Source organism: Hominimerdicola alba (assembly GCF_900112155.1).
In the GTDB taxonomy this organism is placed as follows: domain Bacteria; phylum Bacillota; class Clostridia; order Oscillospirales; family Ruminococcaceae; genus Hominimerdicola; species Hominimerdicola alba_D.
Genome location: NZ_FOKQ01000026.1, coordinates 19,687 through 35,497 on the forward strand (window position 1 = coordinate 19,687; position 15,811 = coordinate 35,497).

At 45.0% G+C, this 15,811-nt stretch carries 16 protein-coding genes; 14 read left to right on the forward strand and 2 right to left on the reverse strand.

Going from position 1 to position 15,811, the window contains the following annotated elements:
• Positions 1-31 precede the first annotated feature (31 nt).
• From BM265_RS13475 to BM265_RS13495, 5 genes are read left to right on the forward strand one after another with little or no spacing between them, the layout of a single operon-like run.
• A complete protein-coding gene (locus tag BM265_RS13475) occupies positions 32-1,000 on the forward strand; it encodes an AAA family ATPase (protein ID WP_074962335.1) in 969 nt (322 codons plus the stop codon).
• Between the two features lie 15 nt (positions 1,001-1,015).
• Entirely contained in the window at positions 1,016-2,209 is a 1,194-nt protein-coding gene (locus BM265_RS13480; protein ID WP_074962336.1) for a DUF58 domain-containing protein, read from the forward strand.
• A gap of 58 nt (positions 2,210-2,267) precedes the next feature.
• Positions 2,268-4,985: a transglutaminase-like domain-containing protein gene (locus BM265_RS13485; RefSeq protein ID WP_074962337.1), complete on the forward strand. Its 2,718-nt coding sequence runs from the start codon at positions 2,268-2,270 to the stop codon at positions 4,983-4,985.
• A 19-nt stretch (positions 4,986-5,004) separates the two neighbouring features.
• Positions 5,005-5,232, forward strand: a complete 228-nt coding sequence (locus tag BM265_RS13490; protein ID WP_074962338.1) for a hypothetical protein — start codon at positions 5,005-5,007, stop codon at positions 5,230-5,232.
• A complete protein-coding gene (locus BM265_RS13495) occupies positions 5,232-5,906 on the forward strand; it encodes a uracil-DNA glycosylase (protein ID WP_074962339.1) in 675 nt (224 codons plus the stop codon). Before BM265_RS13490 ends, BM265_RS13495 begins: the two co-directional genes overlap by 1 nt.
• Before the next feature lie 42 nt (positions 5,907-5,948).
• Here the strand turns inward: BM265_RS13495 and BM265_RS13500 are convergent, their stop codons facing one another.
• Both BM265_RS13500 and BM265_RS13505 read right to left on the reverse strand, forming a co-directional pair.
• On the reverse strand, positions 5,949-7,139 hold the full coding sequence (locus BM265_RS13500) for a leucine-rich repeat domain-containing protein (protein WP_074962340.1): 1,191 nt from the start codon (positions 7,137-7,139) through the stop codon (positions 5,949-5,951).
• A 16-nt stretch (positions 7,140-7,155) separates the two neighbouring features.
• Positions 7,156-8,424, reverse strand: coding sequence for a diaminopimelate decarboxylase (locus BM265_RS13505; RefSeq protein WP_074962341.1), 1,269 nt, complete (start codon positions 8,422-8,424; stop codon positions 7,156-7,158).
• Between the two features lie 281 nt (positions 8,425-8,705).
• Between BM265_RS13505 and BM265_RS13510 the strand changes: the two genes are divergently transcribed.
• The 9 genes from BM265_RS13510 (at position 8,706) to BM265_RS13550 (ending at position 15,810) form a co-directional block, all read left to right on the forward strand.
• Positions 8,706-9,476, forward strand: a complete 771-nt coding sequence (locus BM265_RS13510; protein WP_074962342.1) for a zinc-ribbon domain-containing protein — start codon at positions 8,706-8,708, stop codon at positions 9,474-9,476.
• Positions 9,477-9,727: 251 nt separating this feature from the next.
• Positions 9,728-10,237 carry a hypothetical protein gene (locus BM265_RS13515; RefSeq protein WP_074962343.1) on the forward strand — a complete coding sequence of 170 codons (510 nt, stop codon included), beginning with the start codon at positions 9,728-9,730 and terminating at the stop codon, positions 10,235-10,237.
• A gap of 18 nt (positions 10,238-10,255) precedes the next feature.
• Positions 10,256-10,444: a DUF951 domain-containing protein gene (locus BM265_RS13520; protein WP_074962344.1), complete on the forward strand. Its 189-nt coding sequence runs from the start codon at positions 10,256-10,258 to the stop codon at positions 10,442-10,444.
• Positions 10,445-10,500: 56 nt separating this feature from the next.
• Positions 10,501-11,580: a peptide chain release factor 1 gene (prfA, locus tag BM265_RS13525; protein WP_074828677.1), complete on the forward strand. Its 1,080-nt coding sequence runs from the start codon at positions 10,501-10,503 to the stop codon at positions 11,578-11,580.
• A complete protein-coding gene (locus BM265_RS13530) occupies positions 11,580-11,981 on the forward strand; it encodes a VOC family protein (RefSeq protein ID WP_074962345.1) in 402 nt (133 codons plus the stop codon). The genes prfA and BM265_RS13530 overlap by 1 nt, the downstream gene beginning before the upstream one ends.
• 25 nt (positions 11,982-12,006) lie before the next feature.
• Positions 12,007-13,023, forward strand: a complete 1,017-nt coding sequence (locus BM265_RS13535; RefSeq protein WP_074962346.1) for an L-threonylcarbamoyladenylate synthase — start codon at positions 12,007-12,009, stop codon at positions 13,021-13,023.
• Positions 13,020-13,613 (forward strand): dephospho-CoA kinase, encoded by a 594-nt coding sequence (gene coaE, locus BM265_RS13540; protein ID WP_074962347.1) that lies wholly within the window; start codon positions 13,020-13,022, stop codon positions 13,611-13,613. Before BM265_RS13535 ends, coaE begins: the two co-directional genes overlap by 4 nt.
• A gap of 1 nt (position 13,614) precedes the next feature.
• On the forward strand, positions 13,615-14,376 hold the full coding sequence (locus BM265_RS13545; protein WP_074962348.1) for a lytic transglycosylase domain-containing protein: 762 nt from the start codon (positions 13,615-13,617) through the stop codon (positions 14,374-14,376).
• A gap of 24 nt (positions 14,377-14,400) precedes the next feature.
• The gene (locus tag BM265_RS13550; RefSeq protein WP_074962349.1) at positions 14,401-15,810 is read left to right on the forward strand and encodes an aminopeptidase; all 1,410 of its coding nucleotides are present in this window, start codon (positions 14,401-14,403) and stop codon (positions 15,808-15,810) included.
• The last annotated feature ends 1 nt before the right edge of the window (position 15,811 follow it).

The following is a 15,811-nucleotide window of genomic DNA, read 5'->3' on the forward strand; positions in this document are numbered from 1 at the left end:
AGTCATTACTATAAAGATAGGAGAATCATAAATGAGCACAAATCTTACAGAGGGACAGCGTGCTGTCCTTGCTATGTCACAGAACGTTATCGGAGAGGTAAAAAAAGTCATCATAGGCAAGGATGAGATCATCATCAAAGTCCTGCTTTCGATACTTGCAGGAGGACATATCCTGATAGAGGATATCCCCGGTGTTGGTAAAACAACTCTCGCGGTGGCACTTTCCAAGGCTTTATCACTGGATTACAAGCGTCTGCAGTTCACCCCTGATGTACTGCCAACCGATGTTACAGGCTTTAACATCCTCAACAAGCAGACACAGCGTTTTGAATACAAGCAGGGCGCTGCACTGACTAATCTGTTCCTTGCAGACGAGATAAACAGAACTTCTTCAAAAACACAGTCAGCACTGCTTGAAATAATGGAAGAAGGCAAAGTGACCGTTGACGGAGTTACAAGAAAAGCCCCCGATCCTTACATAGTTATCGCGACACAGAACCCCATAGGATCTATAGGTACACAGATGCTTCCCGAGTCTCAGATGGACAGATTCATCGTAAGGTTGACTATGGGTTATCCCTCGGTAGAGAACGAAGTAATGATGCTTAAAGCAAAGCAGAGCCTTGTTCCTGTTGATAGCGTAAACCCTGTAGTCACAGCCGAAGATATCATCAGGGCAAGACACGAGGTGGAGAATATCTACATCGCCGATCAGGTAATAGACTATATCGCCAGACTTGCAGCTGCAACAAGAAATCACCAGTTCATAAAGCTGGGTCTATCACCCAGAGGAACCATCGCACTGCTGAGAATGACAAAGGCTACTGCACTTCTCAAGGGCAGAGATTATGTTATCCCCGACGATGTGGCTTACACATTCAACGATGTTGTACTGCACAGAGTTGTGTTCAATTCAAAGGCAAAGATCAACGGCGTCAGCGGCGAACAGGTACTCAAAGACATACTCAGTACTGTTGAAGTGCCGAGAGTTGCAAGATAATGCAGGAGCGATGCCATGCCATTTTTATACACGGTACTGCTCATAGCTTCGGTATTCTTCTACATACTGTATGAACACCCATTTTCTTTCTATCTCTTTGCTTTTCTTCTTGTGATACCTGTGGTGATGTTTATAATGACCCTCTGCACAGCGAGGAAACTGAAGATAGGATTTACGGACAAGCAGTCGATAGTCAGCAGAACTGCTAAACTGCCGATAAGGCTCAGAGTCAGCAACGATTCAATGCTGCCCTGTCCGAATCTGCTTATCGAGATATCCTATGCGAACAAGATAGACGGCAAGACTAATATTGTCAAGATAAATACCCCAGTATATCCACATGAGACACAGATACTGACGCTGTCAGTATCCGGAATACACTGCGGAACGGTGGATTTCAATATCAAAAAGTGCAAAGTATCGGATATGCTGAAGATCTTCACAATGAAGGTCAAAAGCAAAAACAATTTAGTTTTCGATAAAAACTGCACTGTTACCATACTCCCCGATTATATCCCTCTTGAAAACGAGATAGCAAATTACGCGGATATGGGACTTGAAAGCGATGAGTATTCAAAAACACAGAAGGGCGATGACCCATCTGAAATATTCGATATAAGAGATTACGTTGAGGGCGACAAGCTCAACCGCATACACTGGAAGCTGACAGCAAAGCAGGACAAGACCATGGTCAAGGATTATTCGCTGCCCATAGCAAATTCAATAGTGCTTATGATTGATCTCTCAAAAGCTGACGGCAAGGCAGATGAACTGACTCTGTTCGATTCCGCTGTTGAAACTGCAGCTTCTGTATCGGAATATCTGCTTGAAAACGAAGTTCCCCACAGGACAGTCTTCTACGATGCTGAAAAACAGATGTCCATCGAACAGAACATCAACGATGACGAGAGCCACAGCACCATGGTAGGTATGCTTTTGCAGGCAAGACTTTATGACACAAAAGACGCGGTGCTCACTGATTACATCGGGACTTCCGAAAGCGTGAAGTGCGGTCATCTCATATACGTATCTACGGGATACAGTCCCAATGCAACAGAGCTTATGAGTGATGCAGATCTTGCATACAAATACACATATCTGCTTATGACAGACAAAGGCTCGCAGACAGCACTTTACGATGAATTTGCAGAGCTTATCCCAGTTTATCCGGGACAGCTCGAAGGTTCCATAAGAGAACTTTGTCTGTAAGAGAGGAGAAACTAATGAGAGGGCGCGAGCGCCCTCCGATAAAGATAAAGGTGACAGAATGAGTAACAAAACTAAGAGTGAAGCCGGTCTTATCGGCAGCGGCGGTATCTGCATAGATGGCGATATCGATATGAGGATGACTCAGTACCATTCATCGGTGCTGTTTTTCGCTTTCAGGATCATCATCGCCCTTATGGCAACATTTTCCGCAGCACTGCTGGGAAACAATTTTACCGACGCAGGTATCAGTCCTCTTCTGCTGGCTTATGACAGTACTGTAGCTGTACTCGCCGTTGGACTTCTGGCTTCGAAACACAAGATAATCAAAATATGCGCCGACATAGTCAGCATAATGTATATCATTCCGCTGATAGGAAAGATCAGTGTGATAAAATACGGCGCGCTGGCAGCCGCCCACGGATATCTTACAAAAGGTGAGCTTCCCGGACAGGCCACGAGCGCTTACAAAGAATTCTTTAAAACACAGACCGCGGTAGATCAGGGCTTGTACTATTTCTTCTCAGCTTTGATACTTCTGGTGGCGATAGGTACGGTGATCGCCTGTGTGGTCAGGATAGATTTCCCGATGCTGTTCATAGTGACCTTCCCTATCGTTGAAGTGGGACTGTATCTCGGATTCGATGTTCCTACACCTGCGGTGATGATGATGCTTATATCATGGATCACAGTGCTGGCTATGAATATAATTAACCACACCACTAACAAAGCAGGCAGGAACAACACCTTTGCGGTGCATGAGAAATCAAAGACCTTCTTCTTCACATCGTCGGAATCTAAAGCAGGATTCTACACGGTTTATATCAAATTCGTAGCTTTGGTGACTGCAACAGTATTCCTGACAATAGTGATCTTCTCAAAAATCAGCGGCTTTTACAGACCGGACTCTTTTGCTGACCTGAGGTACAATCTTCATCACGCGGCAGAAAGATTCGATATAACCCATGCCGACGATTTCCTTATCGATATCAACGGCGGATCAAATCTCTTCGGAGTGACCACAGTTGGCGGCACTAACGGCGGTATCCTTGGTACTACAAACGGGATAAGCTTCAATGGTTCAAAGGCAATGATAATCAACACCGAACCTTTCAACTACACCATGTACCTGAGAGGTTATGTTGCGGGCGAATACGCTGAAAATCAATGGCAGCCCCTTGAAACCGACAGTACCATACAAAAGATAAGTGATGACATTTCAGATAACGGCAGATGGATACAGGATTACGACAGCCTGCTTCTGAGTGATTCAGATGAAGCGACAGGTTCATCTGATGCGGCAATGAATATCATTATAAAAGGTGCCTGTTCAAAATTCGTTTATGCTCCATACGGCTGTGATTACAGCTACTCAAATTCCGCACTTGGCGATAAAAGCAGCATGACACCTTATAATGACTCATATGTGCGCATAAGCCAGTCTAACAAGAATTACACAGTCTATTACAAGACTTTTAATACTCCCAGCTGGATATTGAGAACAGATAATCTCGTATGTGCGGATCTGGATCATTTCACTTCGAGTTTCCAGAATACCACAGAGCTTTACAAGCAGTATATAAAACGCAGTTATACGACCCCTGCTAATCTCGATTCCCTTAATGCGGTCTATAAAGAGATATGTGAAAAATATCTCAGAAGCAACCCTGAATACTGCTCATACAACGAGATATATTCCGCAATAAAGAATTATTTCAGCGACAATAAGTTCACATATGATACTAACCCCGGCAAAACTCCCGAGGGTGAGGATTTTCTTGATTACTTCCTCACCAACCAGAAAAAAGGCTATTGTACATATTACGCAACCGCAGGCGTTCAACTGCTGAGAAAGTTCGGCTACCCAGCAAGATATATCGAGGGTTATATGATACTTCCCTCCCAGCTGCAGACAGCCACTAAGGACGGCGACAGATACGAGCTGGTCGTAAAAGACAAATGTGCTCACGCCTGGACAGAGGTATTCATTGAGGGCGCGGGCTGGATGCCGGCAGAGTTCACTCCCGGATACGACGGAGATAACCCCAATCTCACCAAGGAAGAAAAAGGCGTGAATAAAAAAGACGAAAGCAGTGCTTCAAGCAGTTCTTCAAAGCCCGACAGCAGCAAGGCTGATATCAACAACAGCTCCAAAAAACCTTTAAACAACAGCAAAGCCCCAACAAACAGCAAAACTTCTCCCCATAATGACAGTAAGAACTCCAACGGTAAGCCCGGCGGAGCAGTCGGAAAGAATTCCAGTGGCAAAAACAGCGATACTTCGGTAAGCGACAGCAATAGCAGCAAGCCCGAAGGCGGTGGTATAGTAAGATCGCCCGTTGCAAAGACTATCGGTATGACCCTGATGGCAATGGCTGCAGGTCTTGCGGCAATAATCATAAACCGAAAGAGATGCCTTGATAAGATGCACGACAGCTGTACACAGAAGGATCTGGCAAAGAGAGTAACTGCGATATACACCTATTCGCTAAAATATCTCTCTGTTCTGAACATCGAAGTCAAGAAAAATCTATCGGATATGCAGATATGCGATGAGCTGATAAACAAGTGTCACGAGCAGCGTATCCATCAGCTTGATGAAAAGCTGACAGAGCTGACGATCATGGCAGTTGAAGCAAATATGAGCGCAGACAGCATAACCGAAGAAGAAGCTGCGAGAGCCGAGGAGATAATGAGATGCATCTCCGAGGATATAGTTGCAAATAAAATGGATATTATATCAAAGATCTCGGCAAAGTATATATACGGTCTGTATTGATCGGAAAGGATATGATCTAATGGCTAACAAGATGAAAAACAAGTACGGTAATCCTCAGAAAAACATCGACGCATTCAAAGCGGCAGAAGCTGCAAAACTTGCTAAAGAAGTTGACAAGCAGCTTGTGCATAACAATTCAGTGCCAACCAGCAGAAAACCTATGTTTATGAGGATACTTGTGATCGCTATCGTTGCGGTTATGATACTTAGCTTAGTTATCGTTGCTGCAAAAGGCGGTTCATTCTGATGGTAAACATCGGAAACAGCTGGGACGATATCCTGGCAGAGGAATTCAAAAGCGAATACTATCTGCGTCTGCGTGAATTTCTAAAGAAAGAGTACACACAGCAGACCATCTACCCGAATATGTACGATATCTTCAATGCCCTTAAATACACGGCTTATGAAGACGTTAAAGTTGTTATCATCGGTCAGGATCCCTATCACGGTGAGGGACAGGCTCACGGCCTTTGCTTTTCTGTCAAGAGGGGCATCGCACCGCCGCCATCTCTGCTGAACATTTTCAAGGAGCTTCAGAACGATGTGGGTTTCCGCATACCAAATAACGGAGAGCTTACCGACTGGACAAGTCAGGGCGTACTACTGCTGAACGCCGTACTTACAGTTCGTGCCGGACAGGCAAATTCTCACCGCGGTATGGGCTGGGAACAGCTTACAGACGCGGTCATACGAAAGCTCAACGAGCGGGAAAAACCCATAGTTTTCATGCTGTGGGGCAGAAATGCTAAGGAAAAGCAAAAGCTTGTTACCAACCGCAATCATCTTGTGCTGACTGCAGCCCATCCATCTCCCCTTTCGGCTTACAACGGATTTTTCGGATGCAGACATTTTTCAATTGCAAATGATTTTCTTGCAAAAACAGGTCAGCAGCCCATCGACTGGAGCATTTCGGACAAATAACAAAGAACTCCCGAAACACAGAAGTTTCGGGAGTTTATTATTTTATAATGTCTGTGCATACTCGGTGAGAAGATCATTTATCGGCTCACAGTATTCCGACTTTTCGATAAGTCGCTTTACATTTCGCTTTGTGACCATCTCTCTGAGTTCGAGAACTTTTCTGACAGTTTCGACCTCTGAGTTTTCAATAGCCATTCCGATCATCTTAGCAAAGTTCTTCTTGACGTACTCAGCTGCACCTTCGATTCCCGCAAAATACATACGGAATATGAGAGCATACTTTGCCTTGTGATCAAAATTTATACTGTAATCACGACCAAGCACAAGTATAAAACACTCGTTATAAGGTGATTCACATGGATAAAACATCATCTCGCCGCGGCTGCCGTTAAGATGAATACAGGTGTCTTCTGCAAACTCGGGATCCCTCTCGATATCAACACCATCAGGCAAGAAAACATCGTTCAGCTTCTTGGTACCTCTGAATGAATAGTTGCATATATGTTTCAGGCTTTCAGGCAGCTGGACTTTTTCAAGCTTTGAACAGCCGAAGAAAGCATAATCACATATCTCTTCAACACCCTCGGGAATGACGGCGCTAACATTCTGCGCAGAGCAGTATATTAGCTTCGTCATAGCCTTATCGAATATCATTCCATCGACAATGGTATAATAGGGACTTTTTTCATTCAGAAGAATTGTACCTAAAGATCTGCAATTTGCCAGTGCAGCAGGTTCTATCTCGGAAAGAGTTGATGGAAGCTCCAGATGTTTCAGCCTTATGCAGCCGAGAAAGGCGCCGTTACCCAGCTTTTCAGTACCATCGCTGACGACTGCCTTAACAAGCTGCTCACAATCCCTGAAAGCAGCATCGCCAATGGTTTTCAGACCTTCGGGAAGAATGACCTCAGTCAGCTTTTTACACTCAAAGAAAGCTTCTCTGCCAATTGTGCGTAGACCATTCTCAAAAGTTACTTTTTCAAGATCCTTACAGCCCTGAAAAGCACTGTCTTCGATCTCCTCCACACTGGCAGGGATATGCACTTCCTTAAGTCCTGCCCACAGGAAAGCACTATCGCCGATCTTTTTAAGAGACGATGGAAACACTATAGTCTTTAGATCACGGGCACCAAAGAAAGCGTGTTCGGCTATCTCAGTGACACCCTCGGGAACGGTATAAGAATCCCCGTCCTCCTCGTATTTCAGCAGTACGCCATTTTCTATCTCGACCATAATTAGCCTCTAAATTTTACTTATTCAGATACTTGTCAACTATGCCTGTATAATCAAATGTAGCAAAATAATCTGCGGGAGTCTCGGCACGTCTGATAAGCTGAACATCGCCGTCCTCTTTCAGAAGTATCTCAGCGGAACGGAGTCTGCCGTTGTAGTTGTAGCCCATGGAGAAACCGTGAGCACCTGCATCATGGATAACGAGGATATCACCTATCTCCAGCTCAGGGAGCATTCTGTCAATTGCGAACTTATCGTTGTTCTCACAAAGGCTTCCTGTAACATCGTACTTGTGGTCGCAGGGCTTGTCTTCCTTGCCAAGTACAGTTATGTGATGATAAGCACCGTACATAGCAGGACGCATCAGGTTGCAGGCACAAGCGTCAACACCTGCATACTCCTTGTAAGTGTGCTTGAAGTGCTTAACGGTTGTAACCAGATGACCATAGGGAGCCAGCATATATCTGCCAAGCTCGGTAAATATAGCTACATCGCCCAGACCCGCAGGAACAAGTATCTCATCGAATGCCTTGTGTACACCCTCGCCGATAGCGAAGATATCATTCTGGGGCTTGTCTGGCTCATAAGCAATACCTACACCGCCTGACAGGTTGATGAACTTGAACTCAACGCCTGTCTTCTCCTTGATCTCAACAGCAAGCTCAAACAGGATACGAGCAAGCTTAGGATAGTACTCATTTGTAACGGTATTGGAAGCAAGGAAAGCATGAAGACCGAAGTACTTAGCACCCTTTGCTTTCAGTATCTTGAAGCCTTCGATGATCTGCTCATGGGTGAAGCCGTACTTTGCATCACCGGGGTTGTCCATGATCTTTGTAGATATAGAGAATGTTCCGCCGGGGTTGTAACGGCAGCAGATAGTCTCAGGGATACCGCAGAGATTATCAAGGAACTCGATGTGGGTAAAATCATCAAGATTGATGAAAGCGCCCATCTCACGTGCCTTAACGTATTCCTCAGCAGGAGTAACATTGGAGGAGAACATGATATCCTCACCCTTGAAGCCGCAGCACTCGCTAAGCATGAGCTCTGTCATGGAAGAGCAGTCAACACCGCAGCCCTCTTCCTGAAGTATTTTGAGAATGTAGGGGTTAGGAGTAGCCTTGACAGCGAAGAATTCCTTGTAGCCCTTGTTCCAGCTGAATGCCTTGTAGAGATTACGGGCATTCTCGCGGATACCCTTTTCGTCATAAATATGGAAAGGCGTAGGATATGCCTTGATTATCTCCTCTGCCTTTTCTTTTGTAATAAACGGTTTCTTCATATATCATCGTCCTTTTCTGAAAAATAAATGTACTTTTATATAATAACATTTTTTTCAGATCAAGTCAATAGAAAAAGGATAATTTAATAAACTAAATTGAAAAGATATCTGAAAATAAGGGTATAAACTCGTTTGCACAGAAAGCATATAATGATCCGATTATTAGTGAAAACCCGAATTTTCGGCAAATAACCGCTATTACAGAAATAAAAAAATCATTATTGACATTTAATAGATTTTATGATATAATCAATTCAATAAACTTATTTGGAGGTAAGAATATGTTTTGTCCAAATTGCGGTAATAATATCCCCGACGGATCGGTATTCTGTCCCGAGTGCGGTAAACCCACAAATGCACAGGCAGTACAGCAGCCTATGTACGGACAGCCTGCAATTGCAGCACCTGTCTCGGGAGGAGTAGCTGCTGTCACTCAGACTGTCGGAAAAATCCCCACCAGACTGATAGCAAAGATCGCATTCCTTGCTGCTCTGGTATGTTTCCTGTTCCCGTTCATGTCAGTATCATGTGATGCTTCTACAGCGGCAAGTCTTACGGGTCAGGATACAAGTGAAGATTATACCTTTGAGATCGAATACAAGGGTTATAATCTCATATTCCCATCTACCATAAGCGACAAGAACGTAAAGACCGGTTCGGGATTCGATCAGAGGGAAGAAAAAACAACTACAACAGATTCAGGCGAAAAATACGGTTCAAAAGAAGGAGCTAATCCTTGGCTGATAATAACTGCCATTTGTTGTATAGCAGGATGTGTGATCCTGTTCCTGAAAAGAGAGAAGCTGTTCACACTGATATCTGCAGGCTGTTCACTGGTAAGCATAATATGTCTTATCATATTCAAATCGGACTTTGCCAAGCGATATATCACCGACGGTAAAACCGACCTGGAAGGTCTGGGGAATTATCTGAAAGTAAACACCAAATTCGGGTACGTCCTATGTATGCTGATGGTGATACTGGCATTGATCTCTTGTTTGATCAATTATATTTTTGATAAACCCCAAAAAAGTCCGCAAAACTTCTACTAAATGATAAAGACTGCTGCACACGCGGCAGTCTTTTTTTATTTCCGAAAGGCTATGCATTAAAGTTTCACCAACGAAACAATAATTCTCATAATTTTAAAATTATCTTAATTTTGTTAAAGCGTCTTGCAAATATACCTAAAGGGTGATATAATTAAATAATGTAGACTTGCGCGAACGTGAGTAATGATCTGTTTAGCGCAGTGTTTTGATGGCTCTCTTTTATTGAAAACGTATTCAGAACGAGGTAAGATATGGCTGAGGAATTGCTTCCGCGTCATCTGCGTGGAATCATTGATGTATCAGACAGCGAATCGGATAGTGCTGATGTTACGGGGCAGGTAAAATGTACCTGCGGCTGTGATAAGATGAAGCTTCGCTGTTTTGGTCTTGATAACACCCGTGATGACGACTGGAAATTCGGCATAAAGGTAACAGCAGAATGTATCGGCTGCGGTGAAACTCACCTGCTGTTCGATCAGGCTGTACAGGGGTATGACGGCTTTGTTTGCCATTCATACGAAACTGCCTATGATAACAGAATGTCCCCTGTTATATGCCATAAATGCGGTGCTGAGATATTCAGTGTCGAAATCGGTATCGAGCTGGAAGACAAAGAACAATTCATTGAAGAATGTGTTGAAGAATTTCCCGATGAATTCCGCGATGAAGATTTCACAGAAGCATTCAACTGGCTAACCATGACGATCAAATGCGAAAAGTGCGGCTGCGTGGAAGAGATCATCAATTTAGAATTATCTTGAAAAGGACGGTGAAGCGTGATGGATATCATCAAGGGCGACAGGCTTGTTATGAAGAAAAAACACCCCTGCGGCAGTAACGAGATGATGGTGCTGCGCTCGGGTATGGATTTCAAGCTTCGCTGTGTCGGCTGCGGACGGGAGTTCATGATACCACGCAGCAAGGCCGAAAAAAATGTAAAATCCGTGATACGCGAAGCAGAATCATAGCTATGCTTTTTATAGTAAGCTAAAACAATTTGAGTAAGTTAAAAGGAGCAATAGCTATGTTTGATAAATTAAGAGCACTTGAAGATAAATTCAATGAGATAAATGAAAAGCTCATGCAGCCCGAGGTAGTTAACGACTCCAAGCTGTACACTGAGCTTATGATAGAGTACAGAAATCTTGAACCTGTTGTTGAGGCACTGCGCGAGTACGACAAGGCTAAGGCTGAATTCGATGAAGCAGTGGAAATGTCCTCTGACAGCAGCCTTGATGCTGATATGAAAGAGATGGTCCAGGAGCAGTACGCTGAATCCAAGGCGGCTATGGCACGTCTGGAAGAAGAGCTGAAAATACTTCTTCTGCCCAAAGACCCCAACGATGACAGAAACGTTATCATTGAGATAAGAGGCGGTGCAGGCGGCGAAGAAGCAGCGCTGTTCGCAAATTCACTGTACCGTATGTACTCGATGTATGCGGCGCAGAAAGGTTGGCAGATAGAGGTAATGAGCGCAAATGAGACCGAGCTGGGCGGTTACAAGGAAATAACCTTTACAGTATCGGGACAGGGAGCGTATTCAAGACTTAAATACGAAAGCGGTGTACACCGTGTACAGCGTGTGCCCGAGACTGAATCTCAGGGACGTGTACACACATCTACCGTTACGGTGGCAGTCCTTCCCGAAGCTGAGGAAGTTGAGCTGGAGCTTAACGAAGAGAGGGACATCAAAATGGAAGTATTCCGTTCCTCTGGTGCAGGCGGACAGCACATCAACAAGACTTCATCGGCTGTAAGACTGATACACATACCCACAGGAACGGTAGTAGAATGTCAGAACGAAAGATCTCAGTTCCAGAACAGAGAGAAAGCGCTGAAAATGCTGCGTTCAAAGCTGTATGACGAAAAGGTCAGAGCACAGGAAGACGAGATCGCATCCAACAGGCGTTCACAAGTGGGCACAGGCGACAGATCTGAGAAGATAAGGACTTACAATTACCCCGAAAGCCGTATATCCGACCACCGCATAAAACTGACACTTTACAAGCTGGAACAGATACTCAACGGCAATCTGGACGAGGTTATCGATGCCCTTGCAACTGCTGATCAGGCAGCAAAGCTTGCCGCTCAGGAGGAGCAGTGATGCACCTTGACGGCTTCGGGCTTTTAGTCAAAGATATGCCTGCAATGATCAGGTTTTACCGCGATGTTCTCGGGTTTGAGATAAGGGAATCCGAGGACACGGAAAATGTATATCTAATCAAAGACGGCACACTTTTCCTGCTTTACGGGCGAAGCGACTTTGAAAAGATGACGGATCACAGTTACGAATATATAAAGGGACTGAACGGACATTCGGAGATAGCGCTGTATGTAGATACCTTTGACGAGGTGGATACAGAATTCTCACGGGTAACAGAAATGGGCGCAAAGGCAGTTATGCCCCCAAGGACTATGCCATGGGGACAGCGCACCTGCTACGTTGCAGACCCTGAAGGAAATCTGATAGAGATAGGCTCATTCGGCAAACCCTTTGAGCGATGATATATGATCGGAAAGAAGTTTTGAAATGTTTGAAACAAAACTGCTTAGCAGCGATGAAGCTTCGATAAAGAAAGCAGCGGAGCTTATAAAAGCTGGCGAAGTTGTGGGGATACCCACAGAGACAGTCTACGGACTGGGTGCGAATGCCTTTGACGAAGATGCTGTAAGAAAGATCTTTGCAGCTAAGGGCAGACCCGCGGACAATCCACTAATAGTGCATATAAGCGCTTTTGACGAGATAGAACCTCTGGTAACGGAGATTCCTGCGTTGGCTGAAAAATGTGCAGATAAATTCTGGGCAGGACCTCTGACAATGATAATGCCAAAATCGGATAGGATACCAATGGTCACCAGCGGAGGTCTTGATACTGTGGGTATTAGAATGCCATCCAACGATACAGCACGGGCGATAATCAAAGCCAGCGGATGTCCCATCGCTGCACCATCGGCAAATCTTTCGGGCAGCCCCTCCCCTACTACAGCACAGCACGTTTTTAAAGATATGGACGGACGCATACCCGCCATAGTTGACGGCGGTGCCTGCGGTGTCGGTGTGGAAAGCACGGTAATAAGCTTTGAGGACGATGCAATAAGGCTTCTCCGCCCCGGTTTCATATCGGTGGAAGATTTAAAAGAAGTCACCGAGAATGTTCTGGTAGACAAGGGGGTTCTTGAAATGCTGGGCGAAGGTGCAAAAGTCAGGAGCCCGGGCATGAAATACAAGCACTACGCCCCGAAAGCCGAGGTCACAATAGTTGATGGCAGCAGCAAGGAATTCAACGAATTCTGCAAAGCAAATGCAGCTGAGGACGATGTACTGATGGTGTTCACAGATGCTGATGCTGAGGGACTTCCCAATAGAAAAACTATCCTCGGAGCAACAGATGAAGAACAGGCACAGCGGCTATTCGATGCCCTGCGCGGTTTTGACGATATGGGTGCTAAAAAAGTCTGGGCTAGGTGTCCGAGAAAGACAGGAGTTGGTCTGGCTGTGTACAACAGACTGCTTCGAGCCGCTGCTTTCAGGGTGATACACCTATGAGCGTGGTCATCGGTCTGACAGGACAGAGCGGTGCGGGCAAAACGCTTGTATCACAAGTGTTTGAGGAAAATGGCTTCGGTGTTATAAACTGCGATATGGCAGCACGAGAAGTCACCGAAACAGGCAGCGAATGCAACCGTGAACTAGCCGATATATTCCCCGAATGTTTCAGTGATGACCTCACGCTTGACAGACGCGCTCTGGGCAGTATAGTTTTCGCAGACAGGCAAAAGCTGGATATCCTCAACTCGGTGATATTCAGGTACATAGATAAGCTTCTGGATGAAAAAATAGCTAAATACAGCATAGACTATGACTATGTACTTCTCGATGCGCCAACTTTGTTTGAAGCAGGTGCCGATAAAAAATGCGATATCATCGTTTCGGTGACAGCTGACGAGGACATAAGACTAAGGCGCATAACAACCCGCGACGGTCTTGATGAAGCAAGCGTAAAAAACAGATTCGCTTCACAGCATAGTCAGGGATTTTTTGAAGAGAACAGCGACTTCGTGATAAGAAACAACGGTAAAAGCGAAGATGCTGTAAGACAGACAATTGAAATAATAGACAGAATAAAGGAAGATTAAATTGGCAGCAAAAACAAATAGAAGAGCTTCGGCTCCAAAGAGAAAAAGAAAAAAGAAAAACTCCGCAGGTGACTGGATAGTAGTTTTTTTTGGCATAGTATTTGCTTTAGGTATAGTTCTGCTAGCTGTGTTCCTACTCAAAAGAAGTATCAGCAATGGGCTTGAAGATGTCACTGAAAAAGCCGAGGACTATATTCCTCACGGTTTCACATACCCGACAGATTACGAAGAATATGTTATTAAATACTGCAAAGAATATCAGGTAGACCCTGTACTCGTGTTCTCGGTGATAAATGTGGAAAGCAGTTTTGAACCCAGGGCGACTTCAGAAGTCGGAGCAAGAGGTCTTATGCAGCTTATGGAAGATGCCTACGACTGGGTGAAATTCAGGCTGGATGATGACAGCGAAAGCTTTGACGATATGTATAACCCCGAGACAAACATCAAGTACGGCACCTATTATCTCAGCTTTCTTATGGATAGATATGACGATTCCATAGACCTTACAGCGGCTGCATATCACTGCGGAATGGGTCTGGTTGACAGCTGGCTGGAAGACGGAACGATAAAAGCAGATAAATTCGATGTAAATGATATCCCAAAAGAGAATGACCAGACTTCATATTACGTGAACAAGATAAATGACGCTTACTCGGCTTACAAAAAGATACTTTCCGAACGCGGTATCGACAGTATCTTCGAGGACGAGTCAGCAGAAGATACCGGATCCGAGATATCGGAAAGTTTTGATCAAACAGAATAACTTACTTTCAAGGAGGTTTTACTAATGGCAGAAAAGAAAAAATCAGCAGCTGAGGAGCTTGCAGAAAAGATACTCTCAAAACCCAAAAACGGCGTTCTGAGAACTGAGGACAAAGAGATAGCAGCTATCGACAGCTACAACGAGGGCTACAAAAAGTTCCTCAACACCGCAAAGACCGAGCGCGAAGCAACAGAGGAGATAGTTAAGCAGGCTGAAGCTGCTGGCTTCAAGGCTTTTGAGCGCGGCAAGAAGTACAAGTCTGGCGACAAGTTCTATTTTGTGAACAGAGCCAAGGCTGTAATACTAACCGTTATGGGCAAAAAGAACATTTCCGAAGGCATAAGACTGGCAGCTGCCCACATAGACTCACCCAGACTTGACCTGAAGCAGAACCCCCTCTACGAGGACAAGGAGATAGCTTACTTCAAGACCCACTATTACGGCGGCATCAAGAAGTATCAGTGGCCTACCGTTCCCCTGTCACTCCACGGTGTTATCATCAAGGCTGACGGCACTACCGTGAAAGTCCGCATAGGCGAAGACGAAGGTGACCCTGTATTCTGCATAAGCGATATACTCCCCCACCTTGCTGAATCGCAGTACAAAAGACCTGCGCCCAAGCTCATCACAGGTGAGGAACTGAATATCATTGTTGGTTCAAGACCTTTCAAGGACGATAAGATATCCAACAAGGTCAAGCTGAACATCATGGCTATACTGAACGAAAAGTACGGCATAGTTGAGGCTGATTTCATTTCCGCTGAGCTTGAAGCTGTTCCAGCTTTTAAGGCTGTTGACGTTGGTTTCGACAGAAGCCTTGTAGGTTCTTACGGACAGGACGACAGAGTTTGCGCTTATTCTTCCCTGCAGGCTATCTTGGAACTCAAAAAACCCGAGTATACCTGTATGACAGTCCTCACCGACAAGGAAGAAACAGGCAGCGACGGCAACACAGGTCTTAACAGCTCATATCTCCCATACTTCATCAGCGATCTTGCTGAGGTATACGGTGCAAACGGCAGAAATGTCATGAGCAAGTCCGAGTGCCTTTCCGCTGACGTTAATGCCGCAGTAGACCCCACATTCATCGAGCCTTTTGAGATACGCAACTGCTCACAGCTGAATTACGGCGTTGTTGCAACTAAATTCACAGGAGCAAGGGGCAAATCAGGCACATCCGATGCTTCTGCTGAATTTGTTGGCAGGATAAGAAGACTCTTCGATGCAAACGGAGTTATCTGGCAGACAGGCGAGCTTGGCAAGGTAGATGCAGGCGGCGGCGGAACTGTTGCACAGTATATCGCAAATCTCGACCTTGATGTAATAGACGTTGGTGTACCCGTGCTTTCAATGCACGCACCCTTCGAGATAACCTCGAAGCTGGATAACTATATGGCTTACAAGGCATTCAAGGTATTCTTTGAGGATAAATAAG

Bases quoted from the DNA above. Each gene is read 5' to 3' on its own strand.
- BM265_RS13475 (WP_074962335.1), top strand. From the start codon at position 32: ATGAGCACAAATCTTACAGAGGGACAGCGTGCTGTCCTTGCTATGTCA.
- BM265_RS13480 (WP_074962336.1), top strand. From the start codon at position 1,016: ATGCCATTTTTATACACGGTACTGCTCATAGCTTCGGTATTCTTCTAC.
- BM265_RS13485 (WP_074962337.1), top strand. From the start codon at position 2,268: ATGAGTAACAAAACTAAGAGTGAAGCCGGTCTTATCGGCAGCGGCGGT.
- BM265_RS13490 (WP_074962338.1), top strand. From the start codon at position 5,005: ATGGCTAACAAGATGAAAAACAAGTACGGTAATCCTCAGAAAAACATC.
- BM265_RS13495 (WP_074962339.1), top strand. From the start codon at position 5,232: ATGGTAAACATCGGAAACAGCTGGGACGATATCCTGGCAGAGGAATTC.
- BM265_RS13500 (WP_074962340.1), bottom strand. From the start codon at position 7,139: ATGGTCGAGATAGAAAATGGCGTACTGCTGAAATACGAGGAGGACGGG.
- BM265_RS13505 (WP_074962341.1), bottom strand. From the start codon at position 8,424: ATGAAGAAACCGTTTATTACAAAAGAAAAGGCAGAGGAGATAATCAAG.
- BM265_RS13510 (WP_074962342.1), top strand. From the start codon at position 8,706: ATGTTTTGTCCAAATTGCGGTAATAATATCCCCGACGGATCGGTATTC.
- BM265_RS13515 (WP_074962343.1), top strand. From the start codon at position 9,728: ATGGCTGAGGAATTGCTTCCGCGTCATCTGCGTGGAATCATTGATGTA.
- BM265_RS13520 (WP_074962344.1), top strand. From the start codon at position 10,256: ATGGATATCATCAAGGGCGACAGGCTTGTTATGAAGAAAAAACACCCC.
- prfA (WP_074828677.1), top strand. From the start codon at position 10,501: ATGTTTGATAAATTAAGAGCACTTGAAGATAAATTCAATGAGATAAAT.
- BM265_RS13530 (WP_074962345.1), top strand. From the start codon at position 11,580: ATGCACCTTGACGGCTTCGGGCTTTTAGTCAAAGATATGCCTGCAATG.
- BM265_RS13535 (WP_074962346.1), top strand. From the start codon at position 12,007: ATGTTTGAAACAAAACTGCTTAGCAGCGATGAAGCTTCGATAAAGAAA.
- coaE (WP_074962347.1), top strand. From the start codon at position 13,020: ATGAGCGTGGTCATCGGTCTGACAGGACAGAGCGGTGCGGGCAAAACG.
- BM265_RS13550 (WP_074962349.1), top strand. From the start codon at position 14,401: ATGGCAGAAAAGAAAAAATCAGCAGCTGAGGAGCTTGCAGAAAAGATA.